We start from the raw sequence: 9,697 nt of genomic DNA on the forward strand, positions 1-9,697 counted from the left end.
CGAGGAGGACGTCACGTGGTCGCAGCGCGCACCATCCTGGCCGCGGGGCTCGCGGCCGTCGTCGTGGGGGGCGGGGTCGCCGCCGCCCTGCGCGCGCCGGAACCGGCCGCGGCGTTCCTGCGCGACGGCGAGGGTCGCGCCGTCGTCGCGCACGGCTTCAACACGGCGTCCAGCTCGAAGTCCGCGCCCGACGGACTCCCCGACTTCACCGAGGACGACCTGGCGCGCGAGAGCGCCGACACCGGCACCGACTTCGTCCGGTTCCTGATCTCGTGGCGCAAGGTGGAGCCGGAGCCCGGCACCTACGACCAGGCGTACCTCGACGACGTCGCCGATCGGGTCGACTGGTACGCGGAGCGCGGCTACCACGTGATGCTCGACATGCACCAGGACCTGTGGGGCAGCGCCATCACACCGTCGGGGCAGTCGGGCAACGGCGCGCCGGCGTGGGCCACGTACCTGGACGGCTTCCCGGTGCGCGACCACGACATGTGGGAGCTGTACTACCTGGAGCCGGGCGTCATCCGGGCCTTCGACCACTTCTGGAACACGACGGGCGAGCACCCGGAGCTCATGGACCACTACGCGGGCGCGTGGCGCGCCGTCGCCGAGCGGTTCGCCGACGTCGACGCCGTCGTCGCCTACGACCTCATGAACGAGCCCTACGGCGGCACCGTGCAGGGCCCGCAGTTCGAGGCCGGCCCGCTCACCGAGCTGTACCAGCGCAGCGTCGACGCGATCCGTGAGGTCGACGCGGACACGTGGGCCTGCCTCGAGCCGCAGGCGATGGGCTACAACTGGGGCCTGCCGAGCGGCCTGCGGCCCGTCGACGACCCGCGCGACGGCGGCGCCCGCGTCGCGTTCTGCCCGCACCTGTACCCGCTGCCGATGGACCTCGGCGACGGCTTCACCGGGTCCAGCCGCACCCTCGTCGAGGGCACCGTCGACGCGTGGGCCGCGAACACCGCCCGCACCGCGCACGCCCTCGGCGACGTCCCCGTGATCCTCGGCGAGTTCGGCCTCGACACCACCCTGCCCGGCGCCCTCGACTACCTCGACCTCGTCTACCGCACCGCCGACGAGGCCGGGATGGGCACCGTCTACTGGTCGAGCGACCCGGGCAGCTGGGGCCCCTACGAGGAGGACGGCACGCCGCGCAACCTGGTCGGCGCCGTCGAGCGGCCCTACCCCCGCGCCGTCGCCGGCGACCTGCGCGGCTGGACCGCCGACGACGACGCGCTCACGCTCCGCTTCGGCCCTGGCGGGGCCGGGGGCGGGAGCGCCGCGGACGCGGGTGCGACGAGCGAGGCGTACCTGCCCGCCGACGCGTTCCCCGACGGCGGGCAGGTGGACGGCGGCACCGTGGAGAGCTGGGACCCCGCGACCCGCGTGCTGACGTTCCGCGCCGACCCCGCCGCCACCGTCGTGACGATCCGCCCGGTCTGACCCCGCTCGAAGGGATCGAGCGGGGTCCGCCGCGCGTCGTCAGCCGCCGATCGCGGCGCCCACGTCCTGGAGGAAGGCGTCGGCGGCCTGGTCGGGCGTCATCCGCTCGAACAGCACCTCGGTGTTGATGCGCGTGATGATGTCCTGCATCTCGTTGGCGCCGTTCGGCGGCACCGGCGGGTTGTCGACGACGTCGTCCTCGAGCTCGGCCATGAAGTCGGCCATGCGCTGGTCGGCGGCGGTGAGGTCGGGCAGGATCGCCTCGCGGACCTTCATGTTGGCCGGCAGGCCGCGGTCGGTGAGCTGCAGCTTCGCCGCGTCGGGGTCGTTGAGCAGGAAGTCGACCAGCTTGGCCGCCTCCTCGGGGTGCTTGCTCTTGGCCGACACGGAGTAGTACATGGCCGGCTTGAAGTACATGCCGGTCCGCTCGTACTCGGACTCGCCGGGCAGGCGCAGCAGCTCCAGGTCCCGACCGGAGGCGTCGGAGAGCGCCCCGAGCTGGTTGCTCCACCACACGCCCATCGCGCCGGCGTTGGTGCCGAGAAGCGACCCCTCCGGCCCGGCGTTCTGGTACTCGACCGAGCGCGACGCGTCGGGCTGTCCACCGTTCGCCATGAGGTCCAGCGACGTCTGGAAGAACTGGGCGACGGTCTCCTTCGAGACGCCGAGCTCGCCGTCCGGCGTGTAGAGCGTCTCGCCCTTCTGCCGCGCGAGGACGGCGAGGCCCGCCTCGTTGAAGCCGTAGTCCTGCGTGCCCCAGACGCCCTTGCCGGCGCCCTTCGAGATCTTCCCGGCGATGTCGACGTAGTCCTCCCACGTCCACGTGGTGTCGTCGGGCATGTCGACGCCCGCGTCGGCGAAGATCTGCGGGTCGGCCACCAAGGCGTAGGCGTTCACGCCGGTCGGGATGCCGACGAGCTTCCCGCCCACCTCGCCGGTGGTGAGGATGTCGTCGGAGATCTCGGAGGTGTCGATGTCGAGCGCGCCCAGGTCGGCGATCACGCCGCGGGAGGCGTAGTCCGACAGGTACCGCTCCTCCTGCGTGATGACGTCGGGGGTGTCGCCGCCGGCCGTGGCGGTGGCGAGCTTGTCCCAGTAGCCGCCCCAGTCGGTGTAGTCCGGCACGACGGTGATGCCGGGGTTCTTCTCCTCGAACAGGTCGATGATCTGCTCGGTCGTCTTGTGCCGGTCGTCGGACCCCCACCAGGAGAAGCGGATCTCGACGTCGCCGCCCTTCCCGCCTTCCTGGTCGGAGGGCACGATGCCCGAGTCGCCGCCGGAGCAGGCGGTCAGGGCGAGCGCCCCGACGGCGGTGAGGGCGACGAGCGCGGCGCCGCGGCGGCGCGTCGCGCGGTGAGCTGTGACTCGCATGAGGTTCTCCTTCGAACGACGGTGCGGACGTGCTGCGGATGGGCGGTGCGTTACTTGATGCCGGTGGTGGCGATGCCCTTGACCAGGTACTTCTGGCCGAACAGGAAGACGAGGAACACGGGGATCAGCGACACGATCGACATGGCGAACAGGGGGCCCCACGAGCTGTTGCTCGTGGAGTCGACGAACGTGCGCAGCGCGATCGGGACCGTGTACATCTCCGGCTTCGTCAGGAAGATCAGCTGGCTGAAGAAGTCGTTCCAGGTCCAGATGAAGGTGAAGATCGCGGTGGTGGCGAGGGCCGGCAGGGACAGCGGCAGCATGATCCGCAGGAAGATGCGGCCGTGGCCGCACCCGTCGAGCCGGGCCGCCTCGTCGAGGTCCTTCGGGATGCCGCGGAAGAACTGCACCATGAGGAAGATGAAGAACGCGTCCGTGGCCAGCAGCTTCGGCACGACCAGCGGCAGGAACGTGTTGATCCAGGACAGCGACGAGAACAGGATGTACTGCGGCACGATGATCACGTGGATCGGCAGCATGATCGACATGAGCATGACGGCGAACCACAGGTTGCGGCCGCGGAACTTCAGCCGGGCGAAGGCGTAGGCCGCCATCGAGCAGGAGACCAGGTTGCCGAGCACCGAGCCGAGCACGACGATCGCCGAGTTCAGCAGGTAGTGCCCGAACGGGTGCAGCAGCGCGTTCCAGCCGTCGGTGTAGTTGCTGAAGTCCCACTCGGTGGGGATCAGGCCGGGCTCGCGGAAGATCAGCGAGGTGGGCTTGAAGGAGCTCGCCAGCATCCACAGCAGCGGGTAGAGCATGACCAGGCCGAACGCGATCAGCAGCACGTGGCGTGCCACGCGGCGGACGGCGGCCCCGGCGCGACGTCGCGGCGGGCGGCGCTCGGGGTAGGTGGCCGCCACCTCGGCGAGCGAGGGGCGGGCGGGTGCGGGGCGCGACTCGGGGCGCGCGGGAGCGTCAGTCATCGTAGAAGACCCAGAACTTGGAGGCGAGGAAGTTCACGGCGGTCATGCCCGCCACGACGAGCAGCAGGAACCACGCCATCGCCGACGCGTACCCCATCTGGTACGAGCCGAACCCTCGGTCGTAGAGGTACAGCGTGTAGAAGAGCGTGGAGTCGACCGGGCCGCCCGTGCCGCCGCTGACGATGTACGCCTGCGTGAACGACTGGAACGCCCCGATGAGCTGCAGCACCAGGTTGAAGAAGATGATCGGCGTGAGCAGCGGCAGCGTGATGCTGCGGAACCGGCGCCAGCGGCCGGCGCCGTCGATCGACGCGGCCTCGTAGTACATGGCCGGGACCTGCCGCAGCCCGGCGAGGAAGATGACCATGGGCGCGCCGAACGTCCAGACGTTGAGCACCATGAGGGTGCCCAGCGCGTAGTCCGGGTGGGACACCCAGCCGACGCCCTCGACGCCGACGAAGGCGAGCAGCTGGTTGACCAGGCCGTCGGCGCCGAACACCTGCCGCCACAGGATGGCGATGGCGACGCTGCCCCCGAGCAGGGACGGCAGGTAGTAGATCGACCGGTAGAACGCCAGGCCGCGCAGGCCCTTGTCGAGCACGACGGCGAGCGCGAGCGCGGCGGCGAGCTGCAGGGGCACCGAGACGAGCACATAGGTGAACGTGACCTTGAGCGCCTGGAAGAAGCGCGGGTCGTCGAACATCCGCGTGTAGTTCTCGAGCCCGATCCACCCCGGCGCCTCGAGCAGGCTGTAGTCCGTGAAGGACAGGTAGAGCGAGGCGACCAGCGGGAACGCCGTGATGAGGACGACGCCGGCGAACCACGGGGCGAGGAAGACCGCGGCGGCCTTGCCGTCGCCCTTGCGTCGCTCCTTGGCCGCGCCGCGCGTGCGGGCCACCTCCTGGATCACCGCCATCGCGGCACCTCGCCGTGCGGCGTGCTGGTGGGCGTCATCGCCGGCCTCCCGATCTCCCTCGATCCACGGCCCCCGGCGACGTCGCCTGGAAACCGGTTGCTTCTCGGGAACGTACCACGAGAGCAACCGGTTTCCAATGGTGTACGGTCGGCTCGTGAGCCCGAGGAGGCATCGATGCCTGACGTGAACCTGCGGCGACCGACGGTGACCATCGCCGACGTCGCCACCGCCGCCGGCGTCTCGCGCGCCACCGTCTCCCGCGTGATGAACGGCCGCAGCACGGTCGACCCCGCGATCGCGGCCCGCGTGCAGGAGGCGGCGATCGACCTGAACTACCGCCCCAGCAACGTGGCGCGCAGCCTGTCGCTGGGCCGCACCACGACCGTCGCGCTCGTCGTGCCGGACCTGGGCAACCCCGTGTTCCAGCAGATCCTGCGTGGCGTCACCTCCGCCGCGGCCGAGGACGGCTACCGGGTGCTCGTGGCCGACGCCGCCGAGGACCCGTCCGAGGAGGCCGCCATCGCCCGGGAGGCACGGATGCGCTGCGACGCGCTCATCCTCGTCGCCCCGCGGATGCCCGGCGCCGCCCTGGACGCGCTGCTGCCGCTGGTCACCCCGGCGGCCGTGATCAACCGCGAGGTCGACCACGCGGGCACGCCGAGCCTCGTCATCGACTACGCAGAGGCCACCGTGCAGGTCGTCGAGCACCTGGTCGGCCTCGGCCACCGGCGTCTCGCCTACCTGGCCGGTCCGCGCGCCGCGGCGACGGACGCCGCCCGGCGCGCCGGGCTCGCCGTCGCGCGCGAGCGGCACGCCGACCTGGAGGTCGTCGAGCTCTCCGTCGGCGCCGACCTCGCCGCCGGGCACGCCGCCGCCGGCCCGGTGCTCGCGAGCCGCGCCACCGCCGTCGTCGCCTACAACGACCTCGTCGCGTTCGGCCTCCTGGCGGCGCTCAACGAGGCCGGGGTGGCCGTCCCCGGCGACATCTCCGTGGCCGGGTACGACGACATCGACCTCGCCCGGTACGCGACGCCCGCCCTGACCACCGTGTCCGTGCCGCAGGCGGAGCTGGGCCGCCAGGCGTGGCGCGAGCTGCACGCCGTCATCGACGACGACGCCCACGCGGCGTCCACCACCCGGTTCACCGCCCGCCTCGAGGCCCGCTCCAGCACCGGCCCGGTGCCGCGCCGCGTCGCCCGCGCGGAGGTGGCGGAGCCCGCGCCCGCCGTCGTGCCGGACCCCGAGGACGTCGACCCGGGGCCCGCGTGGTCCGTCGAGCCGCGCGAGGTGGTGCTGCGGCACACGCGCGACCGCGTCCCGCTGGCCCGGTACGTCGACGGCGAGCGGCTGCCCGCCATCCACTCCCCTCGCCCCTACCTGCACCCGGTGCACTCGCTGGCGGGCGTGCCGCTCACCGAGTCGGAGCCCGTCGACCACCGGCACCACTACGGCGTCAGCGTGGCCGTCCCCGACGTGAACGGCACCAGCTTCTGGGGCGGGCGCACCTTCGTGGCCGACGTCGGCCCGACCCTGCTGCCCAACCACGGGCGGCAGGTCAGCACCTGCGCGGAGGTCGACCCGCTCGCCCCCCACGTGCTGCTCGACACCGTGCGCTGGGACGACGAGCACGGCGAGCCCCTGCTCGACGAGCAGCGCCGGCTCGGCGCCCGCCTGCTCGGCGACGACGGATGGGCGCTCGAGTGGCGCTCCACCCTGCACGCGTCGCACGGGCCGCTGGAGATCCGCTCCCCCGCCACCAACGGCCGCCCGGGGGCGGGGTACGGCGGCGTGTTCTGGCGCGCGCCGATCGCGCAGCGCACCGTCGTGCTGTCCGAGGGCGGCGAGGGCGAGGAGCGCGCGCACGGCAGCACGTCGCCGTGGGTCGCGTTCGTGCAGCAGCACCACGACCCGTACGCCGAGGACCGCGCGACGACGCTGCTCATCGCGCAGACGTCGCCGCCGCGGCACTGGTTCCTGCGCGCCGCCGAGTACCCCGGGGGCGGGCCCGCGCTGGCCTGGGACACCCCGCTGCGGGTGCCCGCGGGCGGCACCGTCGAGACCGGGATCGTGGCCGCCCTCGTGGACCGCGCGCTCGACCTCGACGAGGCGACCGCCCTCGCCGCCACGCTGCGCTGACGCGCCGCGACCCTCTCAGCACCACACCCGGCCGGGGATCCCCGGCCGGGTCACGACGACACCCCAGGACCGGTGGACGATGACGTACCCGACCTCCGACGGCCTCGTCCCGCAGATCGCGGTGGTCGGGCTGCACGGCCACGGCGCCTCGCACGTGCGTCGCGTGCTCGAGCTGCAGCGCACCGGCGGCGCGCGGCTGGCCGCCGTCGTCGACCCGCGCGAGCCCGGCCCGGGGCACGAGGCGCACGACGCCGGCGCGCCCTGGTTCCCGACGTTCGGCGACCTGCTGTCCACGCCGTCCGTCCGCGTGGACGTGGTGGTGCTGAGCACGCCCATCCCCACGCACCTGCCGCTGGCGCGCGCCGCCATGGAGGCGGGCATCGACGTGCTCCTGGAGAAGCCGACCACGGCATCGCTGGCCGAGCACACCGAGCTCGTCGCCGTGGCCGAGCGCACCGGCCGCCGCTGCCAGGTGGGGTTCCAGACGTTCGGCTCGCACGCGCTGTCCGCCGCGGCGGACGTCCTCGCGCGCGGCGAGATCGGCGACGTCGTGGGCCTCGGCGCGGTCGGCACCTGGGTGCGCACGGTGTCGTACTGGCGCCGCGCCGCCTGGGCAGGGCGCCGCCGGCTGGACGGGCGGGACGTCGTCGACGGCGTCGTGACCAACCCGCTGGCGCACGCCGTCGCGACCGCCCTGCGCCTCGGCGGGGCGACGACCGCGCAGGACGTCACCTGGGTGGACACCGACCTGTACCGCGCCAACCCGATCGAGGCCGACGACACGTCGTCGGTCCGCGTGCAGGACGCGCGCGGCCGGCGCTACGGCTTCGGGCTCACGCTGTGCGCACCCGAGCGCTCCCCCGCCCGCGTCGTCGTGCGCGGCACGCGCGGCGACCTCGCCTACGAGTACGAGCACGACCGCCTGCTGCTGCGCACCGACGCGGCCCAGATGGACAAGACGTACGGGCGCACGTCCCTGCTCGACGACCTCCTCGCCGCCCGCGCCGACGACTCCCGCACCCTGCTGTGCGACGTCCGCGACACCGGCGCGTTCATGCGCGTCCTCGAGGCCGTGCGCACCAGCGCCGACCCCGCCCCGATCGCCGCCGAGCACGTCGAGTGGCGGGGCGAGGGCGCCGACCGCCGGCCCGTGGTGGCCGACGTCGAGCGCTGGTGCGCGGAGGTCGCACGCACCCAGCGGACCTTCGCCGAGCTCGGCGCCCCCTGGGCCCGCTGACGCTCCTGCGCCGAACAGGGCTCAGAGGTCGATGCCGAGGCCCAGGTCGGCGAGGCGGACGGGGTCGCCCGTGGCGAGCGAGCGGTTGCCCGCGTAGCCGATGCCGGACGCGCGGAGCCCGTCGCGGAAGCCGGCGGCTCGGCCGAGCGGGTCGGCCTCGGTGCGGCCGCGGAAGACGTCGGAGAGCAGCAGCGCGTCGCCGCCGCCGTGGCCGCCCGCGCCGACGGCGACGATGGGCCGCTCCTCCGCGCGCTCCCAGTGCTTCTGCACCACGAGCCGCTCCCCCTCGGGGCGCACGGTGTCCTCGCCGAAGGTGGCGGTGAAGCTCGGGTCGACGGTCGCCTTGCCGTCGGCGCCGAAGACGACGGACCCGCGCTCGACCACCTCGAGCTCCGCCCGGCCGCGCGAGCCGTTGACGACGACGCGGTACCCCTCCCAGGGGGCGCTGGCGGTGAGCGAGTAGGTGAGCACGGGGCCGCCGGCGTACTCGACGACGAGGCCGAGCGTGTCCTCGGTGGTGATGCCCGCGTCGAAGACGCTGCGGTCGCGGCGGTAGCCGTCGACGGCCTGCGCCTCGGGGCCGTACAGCGCGGCGAGGTACGGGTCGGCGGCGACGTCGATGCGCCACGGGTCCACGCCCTGCTCGCGCAGCGCCCGCTCCCCGGCCGTCGGCTCGTAGCCGCGCGCGTGCGCGGCGTCGTCGCCGTAGAACCGGCGGCCGCCGCTCGCGAAGACCCGCTGCGGCACGGCGTCGATCCACCAGTTGACGAGGTCGAAGTGGTGGCTGGACTTGTGCACCAGCAGGCCGCCGTTGTTGACCTTCTCGCGGTGCCAGCGGCGGAAGTAGTCGGCGCCGTGCACGGTGTCGAGGGCCCAGTCGAAGTGGACGCTCAGCACCTGCCCGATCTCGCCGGAGGCGATGACCTCGCGCAGCGCGGAGTTCCGCGGCGAGTAGCGGTAGTTGAACGTCATCGTGAGGTCGCGGCCGGTCTCGGCGACGGCGTCGGCGATCTGGCGCGCCTCGTGCTCGGTGGCGGCGATCGGCTTCTCGACGACGACGTCGACGCCGGCGCGCAGGGCACGCGAGACGAGGTCGGCGTGCGTCCGGTCGACGGAGGTGACGACGAGGCGGTCCACCCGCTGCTCGTCGAGCGCCTTCTCGAGGTCGTCCGGGTGGTACAGGGGCCGCTCGCCGCCGACGGCGGCCGCGACCTTCGCCTCGTGCACCGCGGCCCGCACCGGGTTGGGCTCGACCCACGCGACGATCTCGCCGTCGTCGGCGTGGTCCCCGATCAGCGCGTCCACGTACATGCCGGCACGGTGCCCGGTGCCGGCGACGGCGTACCGCCGACGGTCCTGGCCGGTCGAGGAGGCGGGGGCGGAGGGCATCGTCGATCTCCTTGCAGTCGCCGGGCGACGTCGGGGAAGCGGTTTCCGACAGCCTACCCGAGCAGGGTTCCCACCCTCGCCCCCACGAGGTAGTTCCGTTCGTGCCGAGGTAGTGGACGGGGCTCATGCCTCTGGATCAAAAGAACCACCTCAGCCTGCCTTGCCCCACCCCCTTCCCTTTCCCCATCTCCCCCTCCCCCCCGCCCCCTTCCCCCC

The 9,697-nt window shown here is 73.2% G+C and carries 7 protein-coding genes; 3 read left to right on the forward strand and 4 right to left on the reverse strand.

Features of this window, described 5'->3' with window-relative positions; translation table 11 throughout:
- The first annotated feature begins 15 nt into the window (after nt 1–15).
- On the forward strand, nt 16–1,446 hold the full coding sequence (locus ACWF41_RS05980) for a cellulase family glycosylhydrolase (RefSeq protein ID WP_380323812.1): 1,431 nt from the start codon (nt 16–18) through the stop codon (nt 1,444–1,446).
- Nucleotides 1,447–1,485: 39 nt separating this feature from the next.
- Here ACWF41_RS05980 and ACWF41_RS05985 read toward each other — a convergent pair whose 3' ends face one another.
- The 3 genes from ACWF41_RS05985 to ACWF41_RS05995 are packed head-to-tail and all read right to left on the reverse strand — an operon-like array spanning nt 1,486 to nt 4,719.
- Nucleotides 1,486–2,817, reverse strand: a complete 1,332-nt coding sequence (locus ACWF41_RS05985; protein WP_380323809.1) for an ABC transporter substrate-binding protein — start codon at nt 2,815–2,817, stop codon at nt 1,486–1,488.
- A gap of 50 nt (nt 2,818–2,867) precedes the next feature.
- On the reverse strand, nt 2,868–3,803 hold the full coding sequence (locus tag ACWF41_RS05990; RefSeq protein ID WP_380323806.1) for a carbohydrate ABC transporter permease: 936 nt from the start codon (nt 3,801–3,803) through the stop codon (nt 2,868–2,870).
- A complete protein-coding gene (locus ACWF41_RS05995; protein ID WP_380323803.1) occupies nt 3,796–4,719 on the reverse strand; it encodes a carbohydrate ABC transporter permease in 924 nt (307 codons plus the stop codon). Before ACWF41_RS05995 ends, ACWF41_RS05990 begins: the two co-directional genes overlap by 8 nt.
- 174 nt (nt 4,720–4,893) lie before the next feature.
- Between ACWF41_RS05995 and ACWF41_RS06000 the strand changes: the two genes are divergently transcribed.
- Together ACWF41_RS06000 and ACWF41_RS06005 are read left to right on the forward strand one after the other, a co-directional pair.
- The gene (locus ACWF41_RS06000) at nt 4,894–6,855 is read left to right on the forward strand and encodes a DUF6807 family protein (protein WP_380323800.1); all 1,962 of its coding nucleotides are present in this window, start codon (nt 4,894–4,896) and stop codon (nt 6,853–6,855) included.
- Nucleotides 6,856–6,934: 79 nt separating this feature from the next.
- Nucleotides 6,935–8,092 carry a Gfo/Idh/MocA family protein gene (locus tag ACWF41_RS06005; protein WP_380323797.1) on the forward strand — a complete coding sequence of 386 codons (1,158 nt, stop codon included), beginning with the start codon at nt 6,935–6,937 and terminating at the stop codon, nt 8,090–8,092.
- Nucleotides 8,093–8,113: 21 nt separating this feature from the next.
- Here the strand turns inward: ACWF41_RS06005 and ACWF41_RS06010 are convergent, their stop codons facing one another.
- A complete protein-coding gene (locus ACWF41_RS06010; RefSeq protein WP_380323794.1) occupies nt 8,114–9,481 on the reverse strand; it encodes a Gfo/Idh/MocA family protein in 1,368 nt (455 codons plus the stop codon).
- Nucleotides 9,482–9,697: the final 216 nt, after the last annotated feature.

It is taken from the genome of Isoptericola sp. NPDC055063 (genome assembly GCF_053608125.1).

Coding starts and splice junctions, on each gene's coding strand:
- ACWF41_RS05985 (WP_380323809.1), bottom strand. CDS start 2,817: ATGCGAGTCACAGCTCACCGCGCGACGCGCCGCCGCGGCGCCGCGCTC.
- ACWF41_RS05990 (WP_380323806.1), bottom strand. CDS start 3,803: ATGACTGACGCTCCCGCGCGCCCCGAGTCGCGCCCCGCACCCGCCCGC.
- ACWF41_RS05995 (WP_380323803.1), bottom strand. CDS start 4,719: ATGGCGGTGATCCAGGAGGTGGCCCGCACGCGCGGCGCGGCCAAGGAG.
- ACWF41_RS06000 (WP_380323800.1), top strand. CDS start 4,894: ATGCCTGACGTGAACCTGCGGCGACCGACGGTGACCATCGCCGACGTC.
- ACWF41_RS06005 (WP_380323797.1), top strand. CDS start 6,935: ATGACGTACCCGACCTCCGACGGCCTCGTCCCGCAGATCGCGGTGGTC.
- ACWF41_RS06010 (WP_380323794.1), bottom strand. CDS start 9,481: ATGCCCTCCGCCCCCGCCTCCTCGACCGGCCAGGACCGTCGGCGGTAC.